Below are 25,714 nucleotides of genomic sequence, written 5' to 3' on the forward strand. Positions count from 1 at the left end.
GCACTGTTTGAGCTGGATAGCCAAACTTATTTCAAGAATTCCACAATTTTTGCTACCGTTTCGTTTGTGGCATCTTCAAAATAATTCATTTTACTGAAATAACTATGAATTAAACCTGGCATTGTGACATGTTCTACTACAACGCCACCAGCTTTTAGTTTTTCTGCATAGCTTAGTCCTTCATCATAGAGAACATCGGCCTCAGCAGCTATGATGATTGTTTTAGGCATGTTACGAACATTCTCTAGCTGAAGAGGGGACACGAGCGGGTTTGTAAAGTTTGCTTCATCTGTATAATGCTGAGAGAACCACTGCATGCCCTGTGCATCTAAGCCGTAGTTTTCACCAAAAAGCTGATAGGATTCCGTTGTAAAGTTGACATTTGTCACGGGATAGATTAGTGCTTGAGCTTGTAACGCTGGACCACCCAATGTAGTAGTTAAGTAAGCAACAACGGTAGCTAAATTACCACCTGCACTGTCCCCAGCAACCGTTAAGCGTTTGACATCTCCACCAAAGGCTTTGATATGATCAGCCACCCATACTAAGCTATCGTAGGCATCATATAAGGGAGTTGGGAAGGGGTATTCTGGTGCTAGACGATAGTCTACTGATACGACAATCGCCTGTGCTTGGTCTGCTAATAGCTGACAGCCTGCATCGACAGACTCTAAATTGCCGTAAACCCAGCCACCACCATGGTAATAAACAATGACAGGTAATGTTTTGTCAAGGACAGGCGTATAGAGACGAAGTGTAATGTCAGCTCCATCTCGCACCGTAATATTGTAATCTTTGATGGATGCTAGCTTTGGTCTGTGTGGTGATTGCCAAAGCGCAGCTGTGCGCATTGCTCTTGCTTCCTGTGGAGTAACTTGGTAATAAGGTGTGCCCGTATGCTGGGCTTCAATATAATGAACAGCTTCTTTTCTTAAAGTAGTCATCTTCATCATTCCTTTATTGTGACATTGGATATCTCTATTATAAACTATTCGTATAATTTTAATAGGATTTAATTTTATAAAAAGAAAATTCATTCATAAATGAGGTGAAATACGCTCATTATGTTTATAATAAAAGAGATGAAAGTATTTGGAGGGACAGTATGATTTCTTTAATTGTGGCACATGATGACAACCATGTCATTGGTTATAACAACGGGATGCCTTGGCATTTACCAGGAGATTTGCAGTATTTTAAACAGAAAACAATGGGTAAGCCGATGATAATGGGACGTAAAACATTCGAATCCATTGGTCGTCCACTTCCAGGGCGTCGCAACATTGTCATTACACGCGATGAGAACTATCAGGCGGATGGTATTGAAATCGTGACAAGCTTAGAGGAAGCATTAGCACAAGCTGGAGATGTACGTGAAATCATGATTATTGGTGGTGAGCAAATTTTCCGTTTAGTAATGGAGAAGGCAGATCGTTTATATATTACAAAAATTAATCATGCCTTCCAAGGAGATACCTATTTCCCAAGCTATGAGCAGGATTTTATTGAAATATCATCAGAAAAGCCTGAAACAGCACCAGAAGGCTATACATTCCAATATCAAATTTTTGAACGTAAATAGTGGTGAGACAAGCGCGGTTTTAGTAGACCGTGCTTATTCTGCATTTAGGGGAGATTCGATGGGAAAAATAACATTATTGAGTGGAGAAATGGCTCATGTTGATTGTTTGAGCTGTGCAATCACAAGTGGACAAATTGAACCCAATGGAGGTGTTGTCGTTGAAACGGATTATTTTCACGCTCACCAGGATGTAGCGTACCCCATAAAGGGATTAGTCATTTTAGCTTCAAAGCGTCATATTCATGGCTTTGATGAATTAAAAGAACATGAAAAAATGGACTATATTAACCTCTTAACAACAATCAGAAAGGCTCAAAGGGAAGTATTGGGTATAGAATATGTTTATTACTTTTACAATGAAGATACGACACACCACTTCCATACTTGGATGGTGCCTCGCTATGAGTGGATGAATGGATTTGGGCGTTCTGTTGAATCCCTGAGGCCAATTTTACTGCATGCTAGGCATAAATTGAATGATGAAGAGAATGACAAAGAGGTAAAGGAAGCCATTGCGCTTTTACGAGAATCCATAAAAAAACGCTCCTTATGAAGGGAGCCTTTTTTTATAAATAGAAATAGACACAAGCATACATAGAAGCACAGCCCGCCAGTACAAAAAGGTGCCAAATCGCATGGTTGTAGGGTAGGGAGCGCCATGCATAAAACATTGCTCCAATGGTATAGAACAGCCCACCTGCTAGCAGCAAAGCAAAGCCATAAAACCCTAGGTAGAGATAAACGGGCTTAATGGCGAGAATAATTAACCAGCCCATACCAATATAAAAAATTAAGGAAAGTACTTCGAAACGATTAATAAAGAAACATTTAAACAGCACACCGAGCACAGCCAGTGACCAAATAATACATAATAACGTCAAGCCTAGTGAGCCACCAACGGCAATTAATAAAAACGGCGTATAGGTGCCAGCAATTAAAATATAAATGGACGAGTGGTCCAAAATAGCGAAAAAGTGTTTATATTTTCCTGGCATACTGTGTAGCAATGTAGACATTAAAAATAAAATGATGACAGACGCACCAAAAATGCTAAAGGTTGTAATATGTAGTGCATTTCCTGTTTGGACGGCTGCTAACAATAAGACAACCAGTGCCGGAATACTAATAACGAAACCAATACCGTGTGTAATGGCATTCCATAGCTCTTCTTTCCATGATTTATAGTCAAATGAATCCACCATTTGAAACACTCCTTTCGTTCATGTATTTACTATACCCCAATAATTTATTCTTGAACATTTACATTTGTCATATATTTCATATCAAAAATGTCATAAGGCTGTCATATTCTTTGAGGGGCATTGATAGACAATAGGTGGGCGAAAACGCTATAGTATCCAAGGTAGCGTTTACATGCAAGTTAGGACAGGGCATTACCTAATGACAAATGTCATGTTTACATAATGATTCATTAGTCTATATAATAAATTTTAATGAAGTAAAAGGATGTGTCGAAGTGGGACGAATTCATATAATAACGGACTCAACTTGTGATTTAACAAAAGAAGAAGTAGCACAACATGGCATACATATCGTGCCTTTAACGATTCAAATTGATGGTCAAACATATACAGATGGTGTGGATTTAGAGCCACAGTCTTTTTTAGGCTTAATGAAAAATGCTAAAAATTTACCGAAAAGTTCACAGCCAGCACCAGGGAAATTTAAAGAATTATATGATGAGCTTGGGAAAGATGGGGATCGAATTATCTCCATCCATATGACAGGTGGTATGAGCGGAACAGTGGAATCGGCACGCCAAGCGGCACAGATGACAGACGCGGATGTAACGGTCATCGACTCACGCTTTATAGCGATTGGTCTCGCTATTCAACTACGTGAAGCTATCCGTATGCGTGATGAGGGCGCAACCGTAGAGGAGATTGTGGCACGTCTGGACAAAGTACGTGACAATACCTATCTATATGTTATTGTAGATACGCTTGAAAACCTAATTAAAGGCGGTCGAATTGGTAAAGGAAAGGGCTTTATCGGTTCACTGCTAAACATCAAAGTCATTGCCAACCTTGAAGGCGGCGTATACAACCCTGTATCAAAAGTACGTAGCCATAAGCAGGTAGTCAATTACTTATTTAAACAATTCCAAGAAGACACAGCTGGAAAAACAGTCAAGGCAGTGGGCATTTCTCATGCAGATGGCCTATTAACGATGGGCAATCCATTAAAAGCCTTAATCGAAGAGACGGGTTTTAACGATGTAGAAATTGCATTCACATCCCCAATCATCTCGACACACACAGGCCCAGGAGCCATCGGTTTTATTTATTTTGCAGAATAATAGTGAGGAGCTACTACATAAGTAATTGTAGTGGCTTTTTTTCATGCTTAGATCATATTGGACACACTCGAGAGATGGGCGTTTTGTAGCAAGGCTGAACGACTACACTCTAAATAAGAGCGCTTTACCGCTAAAGAAGAGTAGCTTCGCATTTGCCTCAAGGCTGAGCGGCTTCGAATGAGGAATGAGCGCATTTGCCTCAAAGCTGAACGACTTCGAATCAGATGAGAATACTGCCATCAAAGGTGAGCGACTTTACTCGAAATAAAAACACTTCACCACCAATCATGAACAAACACTAGCTATTCTTATCACAAAGCCACATTACCCAGTGAAGAAACTTGGCGGGAGCACAAAATTATGGAGAACTAAGGGTTAGTCACTTTTCATTGCGGCATGAACTATTCTATAATAGAAGTAATAGAAAGGGATGGAAGGTGGTCAAATGGACATTTGGCGATTTATGTTGTCGTGTTTGACCGTCTTAGTACTAAGTGGTTGTGCAATATCAATCGATGAACCGAATCCGCAAGCAGAACCCGACGGTGAGCAAGCAGGGACGGAGCAAGATATGACGCAGGATGAGCAACAAACAGAGGATGAGGAAAAACCCTCTAAGAATATGTTGACACAAATATTTGAACATTTTTTTGAGCCATCAGCAGAGGATTTATCGCAAATTGATGAAGAACAAGCAAAGCAACTACATTACTTGGCACTTGGAGATTCGTTAACAGATGGTGTCGGTGATGAGTATAGTCAAGACGGTTATGTTGGAAGATTAGCAGATTCATTGCTCGCATGGCCCTCGATTTCAGATGTAGATGTTGATAATCGAGGCAAACGAGGTAGACGCAGTGATCAACTACTAAAATTAGTGAAAAAAGGGCATTATGATGAAGAGTTGCAAGAAGCACAGCTAATTTCCTTAACAATGGGTGGCAATGATGTCATGAAGGTCGTCAAGCAAGATTTATTTAACTTGAAGCGGGACGCTTTTGATAAGGAACTGCGAGCATATAAAGAACGTTACAGCAAAATTGTAGAAGGCATTCGTGCAAAAAATCCGACAGTGCCCATACTACTCATTGGTTTTTATAATCCATTTTCAATCGTAACCAATGAGGCGAATGAATTTGATACAATTATCACAGAATGGAATAATGTGATTGAAGAAGTAGCAAGCAAGGATTCCAATGCTTGCTATGTATCAGTAGAAGATTTATTTGATTCAAATGAAGAGCTCGTCTATCATACAGATTTTTTCCACCCGAATGCAAAGGGATATGAAAAAATGACAGAGCGTATATTAGCAGCAATGGAGCAGTGTGGTATGGAAAAAAAGATTAACAAGGCAATAGGCTTCGAGGAGTGACAAAATGAATAAATGGAAAGTCGCGTTTTTCGCCTTAGCAGGCACAGTGCTTTTTGCAATCCTCCTCGTCGTTTTTTTAGCAACTAGACCAGTGGATGGCGTCAACGTTGCGAAGAGTTCAGCAGGTGAAAGTGAAAGCAAAGGGAATGTACTCGTTGTGCAAACAACAACAAAGGAATTAGAATCGATATCGAAAAAGTATTTAAAGGATGCAGCGAAGGGCTCACCTTTACCGCTTGATTTTACAATTGGCAATGATATTCAATTACGAAGTACCCTAACGGCATTTTATACGGAAGTTCCGATTTCCATGAATTTTGAACCGATTGTAGATGACAAAGGCAATATTATTTTAAAGCAGACTAGAATGAATGTTGGACTACTGAAAATTCCACCAGAAACGACTATGAAAATTATGCGCGATTCGGTGGAATTTCCTTCATGGATTACGGTGGATCCGAATGAAGCGGAAATCTATATCGATTTATCTCGCATCAACATCGCTTCAGGATCACGTGTCCGTGCCAAAGAATTAGACTTACCAAATGATAAAATTCTATTGGAAATTATTGTTCCTGGTGAATAAGGAGTGAAAACAATGGCAAAGCAATACGCAACCTTTGCAGGGGGCTGTTTTTGGTGCATGGTCAAGCCCTTTGACGAAACACCTGGCATTGTCTCAGTGCTATCAGGCTATACAGGTGGACATGTTGTCAATCCTACCTATGAACAGGTATGCTCTGAAACGACAGGTCATGTAGAAGCTGTACAAATCGTTTTTGATGATGAATTATATAGCTACGAGCAATTACTTGCGATTTTTTGGACATTGATTGATCCAACTGATGCAGGGGGGCAATTTTTTGACCGTGGAGAGTCTTACACAACGGCCATTTTCTATCATAATGAGGAACAACGTGAGTTAGCAGAACGCTCGAAGGCAGATTTAGTAGCGTCTGGGAAATTTGATAAACCAATCATGGTAAAAATCCTGCCAGCCAGCACCTTTTATCCGGCGGAGGATTATCACCAGCATTATTATAAGAAAAATCCAATGCACTATGAGCGCTATTCGATTGGATCCGGTCGCAGAGCGTTCCAAGCGCATCACTGGGGGAATAAACATGAGTAAAGAACAACGTTTAAAAGAATTAACAGATATGCAATATTACGTAACACAGGAAAATGGCACTGAGCCCCCATTCCGTAATGAATACGATGATCATTTTGCAGAAGGCATCTATGTAGATATTGTCTCAGGGAAACCATTATTCAGCTCACTCGATAAATACAACTCAGGCTGTGGGTGGCCAGCCTTTACCAAGCCGATTGAAAAAGAGCAAGTAACCGAGCTTTTCGATACATCCCACGGCATGCGTCGTGTGGAGGTGCGCAGTAAAGAAGCGGATTCCCATCTAGGACATGTCTTCCCAGACGGTCCAAGTGAGCAGGGAGGCTTGCGCTACTGCATTAACTCAGCAGCGCTCCGATTCGTCCCCAAAGAAGATTTAGCAAAAGAAGGCTATGGCGAGTATCAATCGTTATTTAAATAATCCAATCCTAGCAAGGTAGCTCTTGCTAGGATTTTTTTGTTGTTATCTTAAGGTGATGAATTTACTGATGAGGAGGAACTTGCAAAGTGGAGGATAGAACTCATAGATTGATGGATAGAACGCTCAGATTGGTGGATAGAACCAGCAAAGTAGAGGATAGAACCCATAGATTGATGGATAGAACCAATAAAGTGGAGGATAGCCTTACAAAATGAGGGGAGAGTCAGCAGAGTGGAGGATAGAACGCTCAGATTGGTGGATAGAACCAGCAAAGTAGAGGATAGAACGCTCAGATTGGTGGATAGAACCAGCAAAGTAGAGGATAGAACTCACAGATCGATGGATAGAACTCATAAATTGATGGATAGAATCAACAAAATGAAGGATAGCCCACCATTTCAACCGAGAATCCTTTATTTGAATGATCGAGTCTTCAAATTGAAAGGACAGCCTCTCAAAATGAAGGAGGAACCAGCAAAATGCTGGATCCTCCTTCGAGTGGCTTATACTTTAAATTCGCTCACTAGGTTACGTAAGCTATCTGCTTGTTGGGCGAGCTCGGTGGCTGCTGCGTTGATTTCCTGCATGGATGCGGAGCCCTGTGTTGCGGCTGCCGCTGAGGTTACCGTGTTGGCTGCTGATTGCTCGGCATAGGCATTGACATGCACGAAGTCACTTGCTACTGCATTGCTAGAGTCAAGTGTAGTCGCAATTTTATCTACCATAGCTGCGATAATCGTCGTTGTTTCCTCTGTATGCGTTAAAATATTGGCTAAGGATTGATTCGTTTCATTTGTTACTTCCACGCCTCGGATAACAGTTGTTACCCCTTCATGATTTTGGGCAATGATTGACGTAACTTCCTGCTGGATGGACGTCACAATCGTTGTTACTTCCTTCGCTGCGCTTTGTGATTGCTCTGCAAGCTTGCGAACTTCATCTGCTACAACTGCGAAGCCTCGTCCATGTTCGCCAGCGCGTGCCGCTTCAATGGCCGCATTTAATGCGAGAAGATTTGTTTGCTCAGAAATGGCTGTGATAGTGCCGATAATCGATGTGATGTCGGCAGATTTACGACCTAATGCTTCGACCGTGGACGTTGTGGAAGCCATCGTTTCTTCAATGGATTGCATAACAAGCGAGGATTGTTCCACAGAGCGACTGCCTTCATCGGCTGCTTGCTGCATAGCGACAGAGGCACGATGGACGGCACTTGCTTGTTCATTTAATTGATGGACGGCATGCTCTAAGTCGCTCATCTTTTGTTGGGCACTATTCATACTTGAAATCGTATTGTCACTATCACTGGCAATATCAGCTGTGGCATCCGCAATATCCTGAATCGTTCGTGCATTTTCATCAGCTAACGACATCAGCTCCTGGCTACTGCTTGATACATGATCCGCTAATTCACTGACACGGCGAATTAAATTGGAAATTGACTCGATTAATGTATTCGTCGAGGCCGCAATGATTGAAAATTCATCACGATTACGTACTTTTACACGTCTTGTCAAATCGCCTCCTGCCTGTGCAATATCAAGGATGGAGTCATTAATGGCCTGTGTATTTCGTTTAAGTGATTTAAAGAGCATATAACCAAAAATGATGATTGCTAAAAAGCCAACAATTGACACGATAAAGAACGTAGTAATGGAAAGATTGACCTGTTGATTAAGCTTGTATAATTTGGTTTTATTCGACTCGTCCATGACCACATTAATAGATTCAATATTGTTATCGATATGTGTTTTCATCGTTTCCCCAGTGGCACCCATCATGAGCTTACGGGCTTGTTCAAGTCCGAGTTCGTCGCGCATCGTCATGACTTTGTCTGAATAATCTAGGTAATTTTTATAATATTGCTCGATGGCCTGCATATGACTTAGCTCTACTTGTCGTTCTTGAAATTGTTCTTTTAAGGCAGACAGCTTTTTGTTAATAGTATCAATTTTCATATGATAAGAAGTAGAATAAATACCATTACCTGTAATTAAATAGGATTGTTCTAAATTTGTTAGTCGAGCAATTTCATACGCAAGCTGATTGACGGTTAACTGCTCTTGAACGTTTTTCTTCGTAAAGTCTTCCATTTGCTGCTGCAAATTTTGTATATTGACATAAGACAATATACCCATGATACCGTTAATCACAATAAGCAGTGCAAACATAATAAGCACTTTGCCCCGAATTAAATGGTAAAAACGTTGTCGTTTTACTTTAATAGGAGGGGGATTGTTCCCGGGTTCCTCTTTTGTAGCAGCTTGCCTTTTCCTCAAAAAGCTAAGCATAAAGAGAGACGGGCGTTTTTTCGCTGTATTACGAGTTTTTTGAGTTTTTTTCATCGCCATCACCTTCCTATTTTTTTCAATAATCGATTTCAATTTTATCTTATTTTACTAGATATTTCTATTATTATTTCTAAAAATTTAAATTTTTCAGATAAAATAAACCATGACTAAAGTCAGGATTGTCCGAGAAAATAGTTCTAAAAGCATAAATAGGTAGAATATCTTAGTAGTGGGAATTATGACGAAAGCTATTTTTTTTGATACACTAGCGAAAAGCCATTGTTTTAAAAAGGGGAAATTGTTTCATGAAAAAAAGTTTTTATTTGTATGTATTAACATTCCGAGGAGGTGATTGGTCAGACCCTAAAGTCCGCTTTGCAGAGGAAATGTTTCAGGAGCATAATTTTCCAAAACAGAGCACAGACTTTCATGAGCTGTCCGACTATATTGAATCCTACGCTACGGAAAACTTAACAATCGAAACATTCGATACTTTATGGGCGCTTTATGAGGAATCAGCTTGATTGTATGAAAAGATCGATGATGCCTCGGCGAATTGGCGTCCAGATTTTTCGGGCAAAAGAGTAGAAGTTAACCTAAGCGCTTCATGTTCTGAACTGCGTCGCTGAATCAAGATAAATATTTTTAGTTGCTAGACGTCTAGCATTGCGTAAATGACAGAAACACAGTATTATTTATAGTGATAACTGACAGAAAAGAGGGATTGTAGTATGAGTATTCATATTAATGCAAAAAAAGGTGAAATCGCTGACACAATTTTACTTCCAGGAGATCCATTACGTGCAAAATACATTGCAGAAACATTTTTAGAAGATGTAATTTGCTACAATGAAGTACGTAATATGTTTGGTTATACAGGTACGTATAAAGGTAAACGTATTTCTGTACAAGGAACAGGTATGGGTGTGCCATCTATTTCTATCTATGCAACAGAATTAATGCAAGAATATGATGTGCAAAAATTAATTCGTGTAGGTACTTGTGGTGCAATTCAAAAGGATGTTAAAGTGCGTGACGTCATTTTAGCGCAAGGCGCAACATCAGATACACGTATGAACCAAATCATTTGGGGTGGTGCTATCGACTTCGCACCAATCGCTGACTTTGACTTATTATTAAAAGCTTACAACGCAGGTAAAGAGGCTGGTCTTAACTTACAAGTAGGGAATATCTTCACAGCAGATTTATTCTACTCAGATGAGCACCAAAACGAAAAACTAGCACAATATGGTGTGCTAGCTGTAGAAATGGAATCAGCAGCCCTTTACACATTAGCTGCCAAATTCGGCCGTAAAGCACTTGCTGTTCTAACAGTAAGTGATCATATTATCACAGGCGAAGTAACAACTTCTGAAGAACGTCAAACAACGTTCAATGACATGATCGTGGTTGCGTTAGACGCAGCGATTCAAGACTAAGCTTACCAAGGGTTTATTGTTTGGACTAAATTTCAAAGGATTAACCTTTAAAGATTTATATGAATGGCCTATTAGGTGACTGAGTAAATCAGAGCCTAATGGGCTTTTTAAATCGAAGTGATTTGAGGAAGCATTACAAAAAGACTTGTCTGTAACGACTGCTATTTTAATTTTTGGATAGGTTGAAAGTAACTTCTGATTACGCTTTCATTTTTATCGCTTTAATTATTAGTAAAATTCCTAAAAGACATAAACTCCCAGATAAAGCATGAAGGATTATATTCCATCCTTCACTGACATTCTGGAAATATTTGATAAATAAAGCCACACCATATAAGCATAATAATATACCCCAACTTCCTCTAAACAAATTCATATAATTCCTTTATTCCTCCTTTTTTCATAATGTTTTTTTACTTTAATGATTCTTATTTTGATTCGTACTAAAAATACTGATAAACGATACTATGCACAGCAGGAGCAGTGAAAATAATCTTAACCAATCCATGGAATGCCAAAATTCTCCACCACTAACAACAGAAGGGCTTGTACCATACTCATCAACATAAATACCTAAATTCCAAAATAATTTAAGCGAAATGAGTAATGAGAAAAAACTTAGTAAAAATACAGCGATTGATAAAATCGGTTTCTTCATTTTAAATCCCCTTTTGAATAAAATTATTAACTAAATACCACCTAATTTTACCATAAATAACCGTTGTATCAATAAGCTGGTATGCTTCTTCTTTTTCAAGTGCCACAGAACAGCATTGCATTAAGATGGATAGTTAGTTACAGTAAAACCTTGCATTAATGGCTTTATTGGATTGACAGGGCAAGCGGTTTATGGACTGATATGTGAGAGAGGGCGTGTGCGAGCATAACAAAAGGACTTGCACTGGGATACACCCACATTAGCAAGTCCTGTTTAAATAATAGAAAACTCATTATTGTAGACCAAATTCTTCTTTCATGCCTAATGTACCGTTATAAAAAATTAATTGAGCAGAACCGCCACTAGCTCCTTCATACCAATAGGTCTCTGTTGTAGCATTGGGTGTAGTCATATCTCCTCCAAATTCACCTATACCTAAAATGGATTCTACTTCTTCGAGAGACATTCCCTTCACAACTTGATTATACTGATCTATTGTGATCTTTTCGGGTTTTGCTAAGCCTGATTGGCTTTTAGTAAATAAGATATCATTAGAGAAAATTAAAGTGACCGAAGCATTTCCCTCTGCTTCATATTTATATTCACTTATTTCTTCATCAGAACTTGTTGGAACTAAAGTTCCTTCCAAATTCGTTAGTTCTTTTACTTCTTCATATGTCATGCCTGTTTGAATCTGTTTGAACAAGTCCATAGTTATAAATTTTTGTTTAGGTTCAAATAAAGCATGATTGTTAGATCCCATTTCTTCTTTCATATAGAGAGTGTTTGCCATGTCATAATCAATATTGAAATGCGTTGCTGTCTCTTTTAATATTAATTCATCATGAATTTCAGGTTCATAATTTTCCCCATAGTTAGTAACTTCATCAAATTTTCTTTGAGCAAAATCATATACTTCTTTGCTATTTGGCAAACTATTAGAGATCGTTTCTTTTTCGGTTTCAATATTTTGTTTTTTAATACTTTCATTCGAAGCACTACAAGCTACTAAAAAATTGAACATAGTAAAATCATAATTTGTTTCATTTTTTCACTTCCAAATGTATTATTTCTTAAAAAGATGATATGAAAATTGTAACATATATGTAAATATGGATGTTGAGTTAAATTTAACAATAGGATAAGGTCTAAATCGCTACAATTTTAGTTAACTTATAACAACCATCACAACCCCTTAGCGGTTGAATCAAGAGCAGAAAAACCTTTGACACAGGTTGTCTAAATGAGGCTATAAAGCCATTTGAGGGCGATAGTTGCATCCTTATTAAATTGTGAAGGCATAATAAAAAAACTTGTGTGCAATAAGGTTGACTCATACTCACAAGTCCTAAGATTAATGAAAATCGTATGCCTCTTAAAAAATGATGTACTTTAAGGATACCAAGAAAGTTTAGAATCACTGTCTAATGGTTTCATGGTTATTTCCTCACTCAAAGTGTTGAACCATTTACTTAAAATTTCTGCTTTGTCTAACTTAACATTGTCATTATCTTCCCAAATGATATGAGAAAACCAAGCCCCTGTTGCCCATTCAAATTGCAGTTCAGCAAATGAAATGCGAGGATGGTCAACTTGAGTGAATTTATCATTTACTGAGATAGCAACATCAGAAGCTTGAGGTAGTAACTCATTTTGAATTTTTTCTGTCATAATAGGATTTTCAAGCTCATTCCACATCACTAGACACCCATCGATTTGGTAAAAAATATTGAAAGATGGATGTTCGCCCATATCTATTAATATAAAGGCACGTTCTACAGTGTTATCAGTTGCCTTAACTGCGTTCACGATAAGATTTTGTGCTATTTCCACCCAAAATTGATTTGCTTCATCCAGTGCAGACTCTAAATAAAACTCGGATTCAAGTTCAGCAACAGCAACTTCTTCTTTATTAACAGCCTCTATTTTTTTTAAAAACCTATCAAAGAACCCCATTAATTGCACACCCTCTAATTTTATTGATAAATGATTTTAGTCATTCTGCTTATTTGCTAAATAAACATTTTGTCTATTATAGATGGTAACATAGAGGAACTTAAAATAGTATATAAATGGTAAATATGAAACGAATGAGACTTACTGCTATTCCAAAACTAGATGAGCATTCAACGTTTTAGCATTCGCTCATTACATCATGATATAGGCAACCAACTCTAGAAGACCATTTGATAAGATGGCGTTGAAGTAGGTTGCTTTTTCTTTAATATGACTTGCTACTTATTGTTCGCCAAGGGTGTCAAAAGCTAGTTGCAGATGGTGCCCGTTTTTATACCAGTAGGACCGTTAAATCCAGGGATTGTAGCAATGACCATATTGGTCGCTCTATCGATAACAGACACTGTATTGTCCACTTGGTTCGTGACATAGGCAAATGTTCCATCAGGCAAAATCGTCACTTGGTCAGGAGATGATCCTACAGGAATTGTAGCAATCACTGTATTGGTAGCTATATTGATAACCGAAACCGTATTGCTACCTTTATTGACAACGTAAATAAGTGTTCCATCTGGTGTAATGGCTGTTCCTACAGGTCCTGTTCCCACAGGGATTGTAGCAACTACTGTATTGGTTACAGCATTAATGACGGATACAGTGTTGCTATTTTCATTTGTCACGTAAGCAAATTGTCCACTCAATGTGAAAACAATGGACCTTGGGCGAATGCCGACAGGGATTGTAGCGACCACCGTATTCGTAGCTGTATTGATAACAGATACTGAATTTGAATTTTCGTTTGTAATATAAGCAAACGCGCCATTTGGAGTAAAAGCAATGCCTTGAGGCTGGAGCCCTACTGGGATAGTTGCGGTTACAGTATTAGTGGCTGTATTGATGACCGAAACCGTGTTAGATCCATGATTGGATACATAAGCAAGTGTTCCATTCGGTGAAATGGCGACACCTAAAGGATTAACCCCTACTGGAATGGTAGCGATTGGTGTGTTTGTGGCAGTACTAAAGACCGTAACATTATCCGAGAAGAGCGCTGGAACATAACCAAATGCTCCGTTTGGTGTAATCGCTACTTCTAGAGGAGCAGATCCTACGGGTATGTTTGCGACTATCGTATTTGTCGCCGTATCAATTACAGATACTCTATTATCAGGCGATACTAGCTGACCAGCGTCTGTCACATATACGAGATAGTTACAACTTGGTGGTATCGGTAAAAATGGTGGTTTACATTTACAACGACAACAAGGACAGCAACAACGGCAATGACAATTTGGGTTTGATTTTAGCTTGAATTTTTTTAAAGATCGATGTTTTTTCTCCACACGAACACCCTCCCTAACATATAGTGATACTATATGCGTACAGAATTGGGCTTATTGTACGTTTACCTAATTCAAATACTTCTGAAAAATGTGGTGTTTGTATAGGATGGTTTGATGAAAGTGATAAAGATAAACTTCCAAAATCAGCATTTGCCTATTAGGTGAAGGGATTTCTTTCAGTATATATAAGCAAAGCTGATCGATTTTAAAAGCCTTTTGGATTTTTTATGGTAGATTATAGTTTAGTTGTTTTAAAATAATATTCAACACTATATATGACAGGGGAGGGTCTAGGAAAATGCTAACATATGAGCTTCTGGATTTAAGACTTCTAGCGGACGAGGGAACGCTGAGTCCCGCTACGCTGACAGGGTTATTTCCATTGATTATCATTCCTACACAACCGATAGTCATTCGAGCAGAGCAACGTACTTGTCGTATAGGAAAAGGGCAATTCGTCTTGCTTTTGTACCCAGAGAAGGACAGCCATATCGTCCCGAGCACTAGCGAAGGATTTGCGCCTGTTTACAGCATCTCATTTAATAGTTATCGATTGGCTAAACGTGAGAAAGAAGCGTTATTATATGTGATTGATACAGCCCATTTACCTGCGCATGGGCAGGTCATGGAATTTCCTCGGTATGCGGAAGGGCTGCTGAAAAATTTGATAGGGCAGTTTTCACAAACGCAGAAACTAAATGCTGCCCCTAAGCTCCATTTGCTTCTGCACGAGTTCCTCGATACGATTTTTGAAAGAAAGAGTATTGATAACAGTTTTGTGACGAACGATCAAGCTATTCAGCAGGCTGTTACATATATCAAACAACATTTTGAAGCACCGCTAACACGTTCTTTTATGGCCAACATGACAGGCTTTAACGAAAGCTATTTCTCCTCGCTGTTTAAGAAGGAAACAGGGTGGAGCTTTGCTGAGTATGTGAATCAAATTCGGATTGACCAAGCGAAGCTTATGCTACTTGGAACAAATGACAAATTGCAGGATATTGCGTTGAAAACTGGCTTTGCAGACGGCTCCTATTTGGGAAAAACTTTCACCAAGTATGTTCATCTTTCACCTAGCAGCTTTCGCAAGAGGAAGCATAGCAACCGTATCGTTAGTATACAATTTCTCGGGGCATTACTCGCATTGGGAATTCAGCCCCTCGCTACAACACGAGAGCTGCTTCAATCATCCCAGCTATTGCACAGACGATTGCCGAACATAGTAGAGATAGAATCTTTTGACCAAATAGAAGTGATACATCAACTAGCCCCGGAGTTAATCGTGGCACCAACTTATTTTTATAACTACCCTGAAGTAATGAAAGCACTCGAACAAATTGCTCCTGTTCTGACGATTCCATGGGGACAGTTAGACAAGCTTGAAGAGGTGCGACTGCTTGGGACACTCCTTGGGCGAACACAAGAGGCTGAAGATTGGATTGCGCAGCTACAGCAGTCCGCCATAGAGGCAAGAAAAGTCATCACACCATTTCTTCAGTCAGGCTCAACAGCAGGTATCTTTGAATTAAGTCACGATAACTTATGGCTGATCCCTTATCTATCGGTGCGCTCCGCCTACACTTTATACCAGCTATTAGGACTACGAGCTCCTCAGGCCATTCAACAGGAGGTACTTCAACCTGGTAAACATCTGAAAGTTAAAGAGCAGGATTTGCCCCTGTATGCGGCCAATCATATGTTTTTGATTGTACCAACCGATGATACAGAATCTTTCCGCACCAAACTGATGCAGCGTTCCGTGTGGCAACAGTTAGTGTATGAACAAGGCTGCCAGTTACACTTACTTAAGCTTAATGAATTTTGGTTTGATGATGGTCTGTCTTTGGAGATTCAACTTGATGTAATGGTAAAATTGTTCACTAATCAAGGTTAAATCCAACAATTTTCCCTATGTAACATCCAATTTATAGGCGTTGTCCTTGTACAAGACTGCCTCTATAATGAATATATCATCGCGAATGATAATCATTATCAAACAAGGAGGTACAATCTTGTACTTACATAAGGTGTTAAAATCAATAGTATTTCTTGCTTTACTCGCTATACTGACGGCTTGTGGCAATGCCAATGACAGCGCCGATTCCAATACTAATAAGGACACTTCCAAAATAGCTGAAACAACAGAATCAGCTACAAAAATAATCAAAACACAACGTGGTGATATTGAAATACCACGTCAAGCAAAGCGGATTGTAACAGACGGCTATTTACCAGAATTACTTGTGTTAGGTATCAAGCCAATCGGGTCTACCCAATGGGATTTGGAGAACAAAGTAATTCAAGATCAGATTGATGGCATTGAAACAACTGGGGAAAGATCATTGGAGACAATCGTTCAGCTGAAACCGGATTTAATCATCACTTGGGTGGGTGATGAAAAGATTCTTCAGCAGTATGAGAAAATCGCACCTACGCTTGCGCTCCCTTATAGCTCTTCAGGTGATATTTATGAAATAATGCGTCTTTTGGGCGATGCTTTGGACAAAAAAGATGAAGCCGAGCAATGGATTAAGCATTTAGATAAGACCGCAGAGGAAGCACGAGCACAGCTTGCGAACATTATTAAACCCGACGATACTTTTGCACTTATGGGCGTTTTTGTAGTAGATAAAGGATTTTATATTTATGGTGACGGAGGCTATAGGGGTGGTGAAGCCATCTACAAACATCTTCAATTAAAGCCACCAGCGAAACAACAGAAGGAAATGATTGGAAAAGAGTCCTATCGACAAGTTTCGTACGAAGTCATTCCTGAATATGCTGGCGATTATATTTTCATCGATCAGGGAGATTTAATCTCAGAAGTATGGGGTGAGAGTGAGGGACTTTGGAAGTCACTAGACGCCGTGAAGAATGACCGAGTGTTCAAGCTGGACCCAGATTTATTCTGGGGCAATGATCCAATATCATTAGAGCTGCAAATCAAAGAAGTAGTAAAAATGTTGACTAATAAACAATGAGAATGACATAAATCATTAAAGGCCGCTCGTGATGAGTGGTCTTTATTGTTGTTAGATTTACGGTACAATGAATAAAACGATTATTCCGTGTTAAAGGGTGAGGAGAAATAAATCTTGTAGAATGTATTGAATAACAGAGAAAGATATTCATAAGTGTAGAGAGATGTTGCAGCAACCAAAATATTACCGAAGGAGAGATGATGAAAAAAATAGGCTTACTAGTAGCAACTCTTTTGGCAGTAAGTGCAATCTTTATTTATTGTAATAAATTATTTTACCCTCCTTTGCCAGTCGACTACCTCACATCAAAGGAAGCCATACAAAAATTAAATACATTTCCCTTTGATTTAGTGGCGCTCTTCAATGATAAAAATGTAACTTGGTACATGTCAGCTAGAGGAATACAGAAGCTGGACGAGGACATTCAGCAAATGATGACAAATGAGGGTTGGGCATTTCTTGAAAAGGAGGGGAGCGGGCTGTTTTTCGAAAAAAATGGAGAACGTTCCATTGTTACGACAGAAATGTGGACTAAGCAGTATGTGCTTGTTCAAATTCAGGAATGAGGTGCTAGATGGAAGTCTGGGATATCTACGATAAAAACCGCAAAAAAACAAATAAGCGTCATGTACGAGGGACAATATTAGCAGCTGAAGATTACCATATCGTTGTGCACGTTTGGATTCGTAATAATAAGGGAGAATTCCTATTAACAAAAAGACATCATAATAAACATTATCCTCATTTATGGGAATGTCCAGGTGGCTCTATAGTAGCTGGTGAAAGCAGTCTGGACGGGGGTATACTTGAAGTGAAAGAGGAAATAGGGATACATTTATTGAGGGCTAATGGACAATTAATAAAGAGTGAACGCCGGGATCATTTCAATGATTTTTACGATGTGTGGTTATTTGACCAAAGCTTTGAAATTAGCGAAACGATACTTCAAGAGGATGAAGTGATAGCGATTAAATGGGTCACAAAGTCAGCGCTTGAAAAGATGTTTCACGCGAATAATGTTGTACCGACACTTAGCTACTTTACTTCAATTTTTAACAATAAGACCACACTATATTAATGTGTGATCTGCGTTTGAATTTTTTATCCTCAAGCCTTTCTTATGTAATAGGTACAAAAGCTAAAAGGCATAATTCCGATTCAGTAGGATAACATAGACCTAAACAGGATAGAGGAGCGGTAAAATGAATAAACGTATTCTTATAGGACTACTGATTACTGCCGTATTTACGTATGTTTCCATTCTTAACTTCGTTTCTGCCAAAGAAAAGAATTCTCCACAACCTTTAGAAGAGTTTCTTCCCGAAATTGGCTATAAAACAGTAGAGGTAGCCTTAAAAGAGTTCGAACAACACTATAATAAAGAACTGAAACTACCCCTACGAGTGCCGCCCATTAGCTTTACGCATCATGTGGGAAGGTTTAGTGATCTAGAAGGGGAAAATAACGATCAGTTGGAGGTGGTAATGATTAGTGAACAATTGCCACAAAATCATTTCAAAATCATGGTTCGACCAGTTCAACATAAAATGCCATTTAAAAAATATATTACGGATGTATTTACATTAAAAAATGGCAGTGAGGCAGTCTATATTGAAAATCCACGAATTGGCTTTCATTTACTCGTGTTTGAAAGAGAGGATTGGCAATATGTCTTTAGTATTGATCGAGATGTGGCAAATCAAGTAACGGCTAAAGTCCTAATCGATATCGCCAATTCGATTGATTATCCAAAGCAAAAATAGTAGTCATTCTACTTTTTTAATCTTGTCTTTCAGTTCCTGCCGTAACTTCTTTATTTCTTCCGTTTGCTCCAGAATATTATGGTTGACTCGTCTAATCGAATCATATATCGCAAAATCCCAGCAAAAATAAGAATGACAAACAATAGATCCATCATGCACTTTCTTTCTATTTTTACGATCATTGTAACAGGAATTTTTAAATATGTTTAGAAGTAGTTAGATGGAGGTGCTTTTAATGGAGAGAGACGGTTGGTCAGGAGCTGAATTCATTAGATAAGCAACGGTTTCGTATAGATAAAATAGGTGACAATTAAAATGGTAGAATATGATAGTAATTGACACATTATTCAAGGACTACTGATAGGTTAACTAAAATAGAGAGGTAGCGTTTTATGAAACAAATTCAATCAAGCAACATCCAACCCGAAGTGAAAGTACTATTATCCTATGCCACCTCAGAAAAGAAAGTAGATAGAGAGTACCAATTATATATGGAAAGTCCAGAAAGAGTGTTATATGGCTATAGCATCGAGCAAGACATGGTGGGGTGTATTGGAATCGCAAAGAGGGATGGAAATCACTGTGAAATTAAACATCTTGCCGTATCACCAACGAATCGTGGAAAAGGGATTGGACGTGAGATGATTCGATATTTGGAAGAACACTATTCATTTTCTACGATTTATGCAGAAACGGACGAAGAAGCTGTCCATTTTTATAAAAATATTGGGTTTCACATTACAAGCTTAGGTGAAAAATACCCAGGTGTGGAGCGTTTTGCCTGCCTTTACAACTGCACTACTAGTAGTCTGTAACGGCTACTTTCCAGACCACTTTTATGTCAGAACGTAGTCAATTGCAATATTAGGTTTCAAAAGAAAGGAGCTACAGAATGAGAAAAAAATGGTGGTTCATTGTAAGTGGCTTGGCGACAATGATAGCGGGCTATTCGGTCGTTCAATATATCGTATTCCATGCACAACAGGCTGGGTTTGTTCAATTAAAGCTCATGCTTAGCGCTACATTGAATTCCTTTTGGTATAGTATGCTTTACATTCATATCATTTTTGGTGTGTTAGCCCTCGTAATCGGCCCTTTTACATTGTCCTCCACCTTAAGAGAGAAAAATGTGAAACGTCATAAACGATTAGGTAGCATCTACATGATTAGTATTTTGTTCGGTGGTGTGGCAGGACTTTATTTAGCATTTCACGCAACTGGGGGATGGGTAGCACAGCTAGGCTTCGCTTTATTATCTATAGGCTGGCTCATCACGATGTTTCAAGCACTGGCTAACATTAAACAAAGAAACATCCAAGGACATCAAAAATGGATGCTAAGAAATTATGCTTTAACCTTTGCGGCAGTGACATTGCGAATCTACCTCCCCTTATGTACTGTATTATTTGGCTTTGAAAATTTCCAGTATAGTTATGCCGTCATCGCGTGGTTATGTTGGGTGCCAAATTTATTCGTGATGGAATGGTATATTCAGCGCAAGCTTCATGTCTTTATAGACAATCGACATATAACAAAGACGACTTGATTTGCAATAGATTAAAGAGAATGTAAAAGCATAGTGAATTCAATAATCACTAGTAATCATTTCTGTGCTTGTAAAGATAGGATACCAGCAATTGACTCTTTAGCCATTCCTCAGTATGCACATCCTTCTCCTCATAATTATGCGAATATTCTCGACAAGGTAACAGTAGTAGAGTATTGTTTTAGTAAGAGAAGTTATTATTTAGTTAATTTGGAGAAATAAGGGGAATGACTATGCATACAAAATTACAAAATATTATAGTGGACATACAACAGAATCTTGATTTTTCAGGAACAATTCTAGTAGAAAATCAAGAGAAGGCTGCCTTAGTCAATCAAAGCTTTGGCTATGCAAATCGCTCGGAGCAAATCGAAAATAACACAAAAACGCGTTTTGGTATTGCATCTGGCTGTAAACTTTTTACTGCAATTGCTATTTGTCAGCTTATCGAAAAAGGAAGGCTTTCTTTGGATAGTAAAGTAAGTGACTGTTTAAACCATCATTTTAAGCATTTGGATGAGCAGATTACTATTGAACATCTGCTAACGCATACCTCAGGAATTGCAGATTATTTTGATGAGGAAGAAATGGAGAATTTTGAAGAATTATGGGTTGAAAATCCAATGTATCAACTTCGAACATTGTGTGATTTCTTACCTTTATTTCAGGATCGGCCGATGAAATATAGAGTAGGGGAGAGATTTCATTACAACAATGCCGGGTATATTTTATTAGGCTTAGTTGTTGAACATATTTCTGGTATGAACTTTTCTGACTACATTCAAAAAAATGTATTTGAGCCAGCGAATATGAAGGAATCGGGCTATTTCTCATTAGATTCTCTACCATCTAATACTGCAATAGGATACATAGATAACCCGAATGGTACATGGAAAACAAATATCTACTCCTTACCTGTAAAAGGAGGTTCGGATGGAGGAGCATTTGTAACGGCGAAGGATATGTCAAAGCTGTGGGATGCGCTGATGAACTTTGACCTTTTAAGTGAAGCTGTCACAAAACAACTGCTAACGCCTCATGTTGAGATGAATGAAAGTGATAGTTACGGGTATGGTGTATGGATTAAGAAGAACAGTGAACAATCTATTTTAAAATATCATGTGATGGGATACGATCCAGGTGTGTGCTTCCATTCAGCTTATTATCCTGACTGCTCAACCAAAGTAGTTGTCTGTTCAAATAAATCGAGTGGAGCTATGAACATCATGAAGGGCATAGAAGCAGCATTATTATCAGCTCAAACCTTATAAAATAAATAGAGCCTATGTGGAAACAAATTTACACATAGGCTCTAATGTTTAATAGCCATTGGTCGAATATTGCCCTTGTGTGTAAGTGCTTTTTCTTCTCATTACCTATGAAGCTATTGACTGCTTGCGAGTGTATAACTAATACTCCAAACAATTAATATAAAGGTTATTATGACAATCCTCGATTCAGTCGTTGTCGTGTATTGTCCCTTACTGAATTTTTTGAGTAGCTTAATAAGGTAATAGCTAAACAAAAAAGCGTAGAGGGGCATTAAATAAAAATTACTAAAGAAAAAAAACATTTCCATAGCTGAACAACCTTTCTTATCCTTATTAAAAATCAAAGGATTATTGTGCAAACTGATTAAAAAGGAGCTACTTTAATAAGTAGCCCCAAATTTGTTAATATTAGTATATTATTTTGTCTCTATTCCTGCAATCGCTACATTCTTATGGAGTGCTATGTTTCTGTTTTTTGATTTTCTTTTGTTTGTAGGTAATATAAGATGTTTTCAATGAAGCGTAACTACCAATGGCTGCGTAGCCATAAAACCAGCCCATAAAAAGCCCAGCAAGAAGGTTATGACGATGGCTGATGAAAATGGAAATGAATAAGCCGACGATTAATGCAATGGTTGGAACCCAAAAAGGTTTGATATGACCCAATTTTTTAATTAGTTGCGTAACAATCATCACGACAGGGACTGCAATGACAGCATCCCAAAAATTTGTATGTATTAGCGGAAAATGCTCCATATCTCTCACCTCAAGTAGACTGATTTAGAACTTATTGTGGACATGAAGTAAGATTTTATGCAAAAGAAGATGAGGAGAGCTTGTAGGAATAGGCAAGCAAAAGAACATGATAATTAGCTTTGTTCTTTTAAGTTCCATTAAATGGAAATGGAGATTGGAATAGTTCGTCGAAAAAAATTTGTTTAACAAATCTATGATAAAAGAGGTATGCTATGTTTCCTATATTACAAACTGAACGATTAGTGTTAAGAGAATTAGGGAGTCCTGATGCACAAGCTCTTCTTGATTGCTTTTCGAATCCTGAAGTTTTGCGCCATTATGGGCAACAACCCTTAACGAGCTTAGTACAAGTGCAACAAATCATTAAAAATTTTGCAAACAATTTTACCGAAAAACGTGGTATTAAATGGGGTATTGCATTAAAAGAACAAGAAGGAATTATTGGTACACTTGGCTTTCAAGAGTGGTCAATGGAGCATCGGAGAGCAGAAATCAGCTACGCACTATTTCCTGACTATTGGGGAAAGGGCTATGCTCAGGAAGCTGTGAAAAGAGCCATTTCCTATGGTTTTGAAGAGATGGATTTAGTACGTATTGGGGCTATTGTTTTTACAGAAAATGAAGCTTCTCAGCTACTATTGCAAAAAATAGGTTTCGAACAAGAAGGATTATTAAAAAAATATATGCATCAAAACAATATGCCACATGATACATATATGTATTCACTCATAAAATAAAAATTTTTTTAAGACCAGATTCCCTAAGTTAGGGCTTCTGGTCTTTTTTTATAGTTTCTGTGAATGTTTTGCGACCTGGATTGATTTTGGCTACTTCCACATGAATTTTACTGATAGAATCCTCTGTTAATGGAATTTTTCCATCCTTTTCTAACCTTTTCCATGCTTTGACGTTGTCCCGATAAAGAGACTCTGATAATCGATAGATATCAACACCTAATTTTAAGCCTTCATTGAAGGTTTCATGGATTTCCTTTTTCACTTGTTTGATTATATGTTTTTCCAGCTCTTTTTCCGTTGTTTTTCCTTTAAAGCCATTAATGGTCGCATTGATTTTTAATTCGACTTCAAATGAAACATCTTCCTTTTTGACATGTGGTTTCACATCGACATGAATTTTTTCAATACTCACGGTTAATTCTTCCTGACCATTTGTGTTTAATCGGAAGGTAATTTCACCGCGATTTGTATAGTTATGCATCCATTGATTGCCTCTTGCTGCATTGTCTTGCAAAAATCCTTTAAAGCCATCTTTTGATAGGACACCAACCCCTGAAAAATAAGTTTCTTCTGTTCGATCCTCATCTGTTTGCCAATCTTCTTTAATGGACACATATGGGATGGTCACTTCATGGCTTGGTTCATTTAAACCAATGACGATATCTCTTATATTTTTGGGTTCAACAAAGGTTTCTTGTTCAGTTGGGTTAATCGGGTTACTTAATTTTGATGAGGACAAAGAATTTCTTAGGATGGGTGTGACAAGCAGCACTTCATCTACCGGATTTTTTGTACAGTACACCCAAATTTGGTATCTTGTATCGCGAAAACGTATCAATGTATCAATGACTGGAATAAAATGTTCATTTTCCATGGCCCGCTCTGAAAAGAGAAGAAACCTCATATGACCCCAAAATATTTCCTGATCGGAGGAGCGATATAATTTGTAAATCGCTTCTTCTACTGTTTTGCCAGTGGCACGACCCACCTCCGCAGGAGCCACATCTGCACTGGGCTGAATCGATTTCGCAACATCGGCAAAATTAATCACCTGTAAATAGACAACATATTCTTCGTTTTCATAGTCTACACCTACTGCATTAATATAGTACATTCTCTGTGGTTCAGTAATATCCCAGCATCCAGCGAGTAAGGTCGTCAATCCAATAATCATTAAAATTTTGAAATATGGTTTCATCGTTTCTCCACTCAAAAGCTCTACCATTGTATTTTATAATGTTAGCTTAGACAAAAGGTGGTTATTTTATAAAATGATTATTTGTTTGAGTGTGTATATTCAGCACTTGCTTGTTTGCGTTATGATGAGAGAAGAGGTGAATAAGATGACGACTATTTCCTATTCTATAATTAATACCTTTACAACAGAGCTATATAAAGGGAATCCAGCAGCAATATGTTTTGTAGATGCAGATGTTTCTGAGGAGACGATGCAAAAAATTGCACAGGAGGTACCTGTCCCGACAACGGTCTTTATTGAAAACAAACAGCTTGATTTTTCGATAAGATGGTTTACCCCAGAGACAGAAATCCCGATTTGTGGTCATGGCACCCTTGCTAGTGCTTTTCTGCTCTGGCAGCAGGGGATCGTGCCTAAGCATCAGACCATCACATTTCAATCAACAAATGGTCCGTTGCAGGCAAGATGGCAACAGGAGCGAGTGGAAATTACCATCAAAAAATATTCAATTGATGAAATAGTGTGTCCTCCAGCATTGGAAGACTGGTTAGGAAGTAAACCGATCTATGTAGGGAGTACCGAATTGGATTATATCGTGGAACTAAGCAATGAAGACCTTATTGCACATTTCGAACCAGATTTTTCTGCGATGGAACAATTTCCTGTTAGGGGGATATGTGTGACCAGTAGGTCGAGGGAAGAGGGCATTGATATAGTATCCCGCTTTTTTTCTCCAGCACAAGGGATTGACGAAGATCATGTTAATGGGTCTAGTCATGGCGCACTTGGGCCATACTGGTGTGAAAAACTATTGAAAAACCAGCTAGTAAGCAAGCAGCTATCCAAACGGGGTGGTATTTTATACGTAACACCCCAACGCGAAACAGTAGCGATAGCGGGTTCAGCCGTTCTCGTGTTGAATGGAAGATTAAGTATTTAAAA

Annotated in this window: 27 protein-coding genes and 1 pseudogene; 19 read left to right on the forward strand and 9 right to left on the reverse strand. The window is 38.4% G+C overall.

The features are described 5' to 3' along the window. Nucleotides 1-26 precede the first annotated feature (26 nt). Entirely contained in the window at nucleotides 27-944 is a 918-nt protein-coding gene (locus V6670_RS10755) for an alpha/beta hydrolase (RefSeq protein ID WP_338654171.1), read from the reverse strand. 161 nt (nucleotides 945-1,105) lie between these two features. Here V6670_RS10755 and V6670_RS10760 point away from each other — a divergent pair, with 161 nt between their 5' ends. Next, a complete protein-coding gene (locus V6670_RS10760; protein WP_338654173.1) occupies nucleotides 1,106-1,582 on the forward strand; it encodes a dihydrofolate reductase in 477 nt (158 codons plus the stop codon). Nucleotides 1,583-1,640: 58 nt separating this feature from the next. Then, entirely contained in the window at nucleotides 1,641-2,135 is a 495-nt protein-coding gene (locus tag V6670_RS10765; protein WP_058843199.1) for a hypothetical protein, read from the forward strand. A 13-nt stretch (nucleotides 2,136-2,148) separates the two neighbouring features. Here the strand turns inward: V6670_RS10765 and V6670_RS10770 are convergent, their stop codons facing one another. Further along, nucleotides 2,149-2,784, reverse strand: a complete 636-nt coding sequence (locus V6670_RS10770) for a hemolysin III family protein (protein ID WP_141904457.1) — start codon at nucleotides 2,782-2,784, stop codon at nucleotides 2,149-2,151. Nucleotides 2,785-3,059: 275 nt separating this feature from the next. Here V6670_RS10770 and V6670_RS10775 point away from each other — a divergent pair, with 275 nt between their 5' ends. The 5 genes from V6670_RS10775 to msrB all read left to right on the forward strand — a co-directional run bounded on the left by V6670_RS10775 (nucleotide 3,060) and on the right by msrB (nucleotide 6,830). After that, nucleotides 3,060-3,902 (forward strand): DegV family protein, encoded by an 843-nt coding sequence (locus tag V6670_RS10775; protein WP_036126157.1) that lies wholly within the window; start codon nucleotides 3,060-3,062, stop codon nucleotides 3,900-3,902. A 463-nt stretch (nucleotides 3,903-4,365) separates the two neighbouring features. After that, entirely contained in the window at nucleotides 4,366-5,277 is a 912-nt protein-coding gene (locus tag V6670_RS10780; RefSeq protein WP_338654176.1) for a GDSL-type esterase/lipase family protein, read from the forward strand. Nucleotides 5,278-5,281: 4 nt separating this feature from the next. Next, the gene (locus V6670_RS10785) at nucleotides 5,282-5,863 is read left to right on the forward strand and encodes a YpmS family protein (protein ID WP_141904456.1); all 582 of its coding nucleotides are present in this window, start codon (nucleotides 5,282-5,284) and stop codon (nucleotides 5,861-5,863) included. Nucleotides 5,864-5,875: 12 nt separating this feature from the next. Next, nucleotides 5,876-6,409: a peptide-methionine (S)-S-oxide reductase MsrA gene (gene msrA / locus V6670_RS10790; protein WP_338654179.1), complete on the forward strand. Its 534-nt coding sequence runs from the start codon at nucleotides 5,876-5,878 to the stop codon at nucleotides 6,407-6,409. Then, complete coding sequence (msrB, locus tag V6670_RS10795; RefSeq protein WP_338654181.1) at nucleotides 6,402-6,830, forward strand: peptide-methionine (R)-S-oxide reductase MsrB; 429 nt, start codon at nucleotides 6,402-6,404, stop codon at nucleotides 6,828-6,830. Before msrA ends, msrB begins: the two co-directional genes overlap by 8 nt. A gap of 503 nt (nucleotides 6,831-7,333) precedes the next feature. Here msrB and V6670_RS10800 read toward each other — a convergent pair. After that, nucleotides 7,334-9,175, reverse strand: coding sequence for a methyl-accepting chemotaxis protein (locus tag V6670_RS10800; protein WP_338654184.1), 1,842 nt, complete (start codon nucleotides 9,173-9,175; stop codon nucleotides 7,334-7,336). 251 nt (nucleotides 9,176-9,426) lie between these two features. On the opposite strand from V6670_RS10800, the gene V6670_RS10805 reads away from it, so the two are divergent. Both V6670_RS10805 and deoD read left to right on the forward strand, forming a co-directional pair. Continuing rightward, entirely contained in the window at nucleotides 9,427-9,645 is a 219-nt protein-coding gene (locus V6670_RS10805) for a YozE family protein (protein ID WP_141904452.1), read from the forward strand. A 207-nt stretch (nucleotides 9,646-9,852) separates the two neighbouring features. Next, nucleotides 9,853-10,560: a purine-nucleoside phosphorylase gene (gene deoD, locus V6670_RS10810; protein ID WP_036126140.1), complete on the forward strand. Its 708-nt coding sequence runs from the start codon at nucleotides 9,853-9,855 to the stop codon at nucleotides 10,558-10,560. A 418-nt stretch (nucleotides 10,561-10,978) separates the two neighbouring features. Here deoD and V6670_RS10815 read toward each other — a convergent pair whose 3' ends face one another. From V6670_RS10815 to V6670_RS10830, 4 genes and pseudogenes are all read right to left on the reverse strand, one after another. Beyond that, complete coding sequence (locus V6670_RS10815; protein WP_141904451.1) at nucleotides 10,979-11,218, reverse strand: hypothetical protein; 240 nt, start codon at nucleotides 11,216-11,218, stop codon at nucleotides 10,979-10,981. Nucleotides 11,219-11,510: 292 nt separating this feature from the next. Then, nucleotides 11,511-12,242 (reverse strand): hypothetical protein, encoded by a 732-nt coding sequence (locus V6670_RS10820; protein WP_338654191.1) that lies wholly within the window; start codon nucleotides 12,240-12,242, stop codon nucleotides 11,511-11,513. A 368-nt stretch (nucleotides 12,243-12,610) separates the two neighbouring features. Further along, complete coding sequence (locus V6670_RS10825; RefSeq protein WP_338654194.1) at nucleotides 12,611-13,174, reverse strand: hypothetical protein; 564 nt, start codon at nucleotides 13,172-13,174, stop codon at nucleotides 12,611-12,613. A 308-nt stretch (nucleotides 13,175-13,482) separates the two neighbouring features. Then, nucleotides 13,483-14,397: pseudogene (locus V6670_RS10830) on the reverse strand (beta-propeller fold lactonase family protein); the annotation flags it as partial. Nucleotides 14,398-14,815: 418 nt separating this feature from the next. Between V6670_RS10830 and V6670_RS10835 the strand changes: the two are divergent. The 8 genes from V6670_RS10835 (at nucleotide 14,816) to V6670_RS10870 (ending at nucleotide 22,081) form a co-directional block, all read left to right on the forward strand. Continuing rightward, a complete protein-coding gene (locus V6670_RS10835; RefSeq protein WP_338654197.1) occupies nucleotides 14,816-16,414 on the forward strand; it encodes an AraC family transcriptional regulator in 1,599 nt (532 codons plus the stop codon). A gap of 118 nt (nucleotides 16,415-16,532) precedes the next feature. Continuing rightward, nucleotides 16,533-17,501, forward strand: coding sequence for an ABC transporter substrate-binding protein (locus tag V6670_RS10840; protein ID WP_338654200.1), 969 nt, complete (start codon nucleotides 16,533-16,535; stop codon nucleotides 17,499-17,501). Nucleotides 17,502-17,698: 197 nt separating this feature from the next. Then, nucleotides 17,699-18,067 (forward strand): hypothetical protein, encoded by a 369-nt coding sequence (locus tag V6670_RS10845; protein ID WP_338654203.1) that lies wholly within the window; start codon nucleotides 17,699-17,701, stop codon nucleotides 18,065-18,067. Between the two features lie 8 nt (nucleotides 18,068-18,075). Beyond that, nucleotides 18,076-18,579, forward strand: a complete 504-nt coding sequence (locus tag V6670_RS10850; protein WP_338654206.1) for an NUDIX domain-containing protein — start codon at nucleotides 18,076-18,078, stop codon at nucleotides 18,577-18,579. Nucleotides 18,580-18,703: 124 nt separating this feature from the next. Beyond that, the gene (locus tag V6670_RS10855; RefSeq protein ID WP_141904447.1) at nucleotides 18,704-19,264 is read left to right on the forward strand and encodes a hypothetical protein; all 561 of its coding nucleotides are present in this window, start codon (nucleotides 18,704-18,706) and stop codon (nucleotides 19,262-19,264) included. A 392-nt stretch (nucleotides 19,265-19,656) separates the two neighbouring features. Continuing rightward, entirely contained in the window at nucleotides 19,657-20,079 is a 423-nt protein-coding gene (locus V6670_RS10860; RefSeq protein WP_338654209.1) for a GNAT family N-acetyltransferase, read from the forward strand. A gap of 77 nt (nucleotides 20,080-20,156) precedes the next feature. Beyond that, the gene (locus tag V6670_RS10865) at nucleotides 20,157-20,810 is read left to right on the forward strand and encodes a DUF2306 domain-containing protein (RefSeq protein WP_338654211.1); all 654 of its coding nucleotides are present in this window, start codon (nucleotides 20,157-20,159) and stop codon (nucleotides 20,808-20,810) included. A gap of 233 nt (nucleotides 20,811-21,043) precedes the next feature. Further along, nucleotides 21,044-22,081, forward strand: coding sequence for a serine hydrolase domain-containing protein (locus V6670_RS10870; RefSeq protein WP_338654213.1), 1,038 nt, complete (start codon nucleotides 21,044-21,046; stop codon nucleotides 22,079-22,081). A 450-nt stretch (nucleotides 22,082-22,531) separates the two neighbouring features. Here V6670_RS10870 and V6670_RS10875 read toward each other — a convergent pair whose 3' ends face one another. Beyond that, nucleotides 22,532-22,837: a hypothetical protein gene (locus V6670_RS10875; protein ID WP_036126124.1), complete on the reverse strand. Its 306-nt coding sequence runs from the start codon at nucleotides 22,835-22,837 to the stop codon at nucleotides 22,532-22,534. A 212-nt stretch (nucleotides 22,838-23,049) separates the two neighbouring features. Here V6670_RS10875 and V6670_RS10880 point away from each other — a divergent pair, with 212 nt between their 5' ends. Beyond that, on the forward strand, nucleotides 23,050-23,574 hold the full coding sequence (locus V6670_RS10880) for a GNAT family N-acetyltransferase (protein ID WP_036126121.1): 525 nt from the start codon (nucleotides 23,050-23,052) through the stop codon (nucleotides 23,572-23,574). Nucleotides 23,575-23,602: 28 nt separating this feature from the next. Here V6670_RS10880 and V6670_RS10885 read toward each other — a convergent pair whose 3' ends face one another. Continuing rightward, complete coding sequence (locus V6670_RS10885) at nucleotides 23,603-24,772, reverse strand: Ger(x)C family spore germination protein (protein ID WP_338654216.1); 1,170 nt, start codon at nucleotides 24,770-24,772, stop codon at nucleotides 23,603-23,605. 145 nt (nucleotides 24,773-24,917) lie between these two features. Between V6670_RS10885 and V6670_RS10890 the strand changes: the two genes are divergently transcribed. After that, a complete protein-coding gene (locus tag V6670_RS10890) occupies nucleotides 24,918-25,712 on the forward strand; it encodes a PhzF family phenazine biosynthesis protein (RefSeq protein ID WP_338654218.1) in 795 nt (264 codons plus the stop codon). Nucleotides 25,713-25,714 lie beyond the last annotated feature (2 nt).

Source organism: Lysinibacillus sp. Y5S-8 (genome assembly GCF_036894365.1).
GTDB classification, from domain to species: Bacteria; Bacillota; Bacilli; order Bacillales_A; family Planococcaceae; genus Lysinibacillus; species Lysinibacillus fusiformis_D.

Bases quoted from the DNA above. Each gene is read 5' to 3' on its own strand.
- V6670_RS10755 (WP_338654171.1), bottom strand. From the start codon at position 944: ATGACTACTTTAAGAAAAGAAGCTGTTCATTATATTGAAGCCCAGCAT.
- V6670_RS10760 (WP_338654173.1), top strand. From the start codon at position 1,106: ATGATTTCTTTAATTGTGGCACATGATGACAACCATGTCATTGGTTAT.
- V6670_RS10765 (WP_058843199.1), top strand. From the start codon at position 1,641: ATGGGAAAAATAACATTATTGAGTGGAGAAATGGCTCATGTTGATTGT.
- V6670_RS10770 (WP_141904457.1), bottom strand. From the start codon at position 2,784: ATGGTGGATTCATTTGACTATAAATCATGGAAAGAAGAGCTATGGAAT.
- V6670_RS10780 (WP_338654176.1), top strand. From the start codon at position 4,366: ATGTTGTCGTGTTTGACCGTCTTAGTACTAAGTGGTTGTGCAATATCA.
- V6670_RS10785 (WP_141904456.1), top strand. From the start codon at position 5,282: ATGAATAAATGGAAAGTCGCGTTTTTCGCCTTAGCAGGCACAGTGCTT.
- msrA (WP_338654179.1), top strand. From the start codon at position 5,876: ATGGCAAAGCAATACGCAACCTTTGCAGGGGGCTGTTTTTGGTGCATG.
- msrB (WP_338654181.1), top strand. From the start codon at position 6,402: ATGAGTAAAGAACAACGTTTAAAAGAATTAACAGATATGCAATATTAC.
- V6670_RS10800 (WP_338654184.1), bottom strand. From the start codon at position 9,175: ATGAAAAAAACTCAAAAAACTCGTAATACAGCGAAAAAACGCCCGTCT.
- V6670_RS10805 (WP_141904452.1), top strand. From the start codon at position 9,427: ATGAAAAAAAGTTTTTATTTGTATGTATTAACATTCCGAGGAGGTGAT.
- deoD (WP_036126140.1), top strand. From the start codon at position 9,853: ATGAGTATTCATATTAATGCAAAAAAAGGTGAAATCGCTGACACAATT.
- V6670_RS10815 (WP_141904451.1), bottom strand. From the start codon at position 11,218: ATGAAGAAACCGATTTTATCAATCGCTGTATTTTTACTAAGTTTTTTC.
- V6670_RS10820 (WP_338654191.1), bottom strand. From the start codon at position 12,242: ATGTTCAATTTTTTAGTAGCTTGTAGTGCTTCGAATGAAAGTATTAAA.
- V6670_RS10825 (WP_338654194.1), bottom strand. From the start codon at position 13,174: ATGGGGTTCTTTGATAGGTTTTTAAAAAAAATAGAGGCTGTTAATAAA.
- V6670_RS10835 (WP_338654197.1), top strand. From the start codon at position 14,816: ATGCTAACATATGAGCTTCTGGATTTAAGACTTCTAGCGGACGAGGGA.
- V6670_RS10845 (WP_338654203.1), top strand. From the start codon at position 17,699: ATGATGAAAAAAATAGGCTTACTAGTAGCAACTCTTTTGGCAGTAAGT.
- V6670_RS10850 (WP_338654206.1), top strand. From the start codon at position 18,076: ATGGAAGTCTGGGATATCTACGATAAAAACCGCAAAAAAACAAATAAG.
- V6670_RS10855 (WP_141904447.1), top strand. From the start codon at position 18,704: ATGAATAAACGTATTCTTATAGGACTACTGATTACTGCCGTATTTACG.
- V6670_RS10860 (WP_338654209.1), top strand. From the start codon at position 19,657: ATGAAACAAATTCAATCAAGCAACATCCAACCCGAAGTGAAAGTACTA.
- V6670_RS10865 (WP_338654211.1), top strand. From the start codon at position 20,157: ATGAGAAAAAAATGGTGGTTCATTGTAAGTGGCTTGGCGACAATGATA.
- V6670_RS10870 (WP_338654213.1), top strand. From the start codon at position 21,044: ATGCATACAAAATTACAAAATATTATAGTGGACATACAACAGAATCTT.
- V6670_RS10875 (WP_036126124.1), bottom strand. From the start codon at position 22,837: ATGGAGCATTTTCCGCTAATACATACAAATTTTTGGGATGCTGTCATT.
- V6670_RS10880 (WP_036126121.1), top strand. From the start codon at position 23,050: ATGTTTCCTATATTACAAACTGAACGATTAGTGTTAAGAGAATTAGGG.
- V6670_RS10885 (WP_338654216.1), bottom strand. From the start codon at position 24,772: ATGAAACCATATTTCAAAATTTTAATGATTATTGGATTGACGACCTTA.
- V6670_RS10890 (WP_338654218.1), top strand. From the start codon at position 24,918: ATGACGACTATTTCCTATTCTATAATTAATACCTTTACAACAGAGCTA.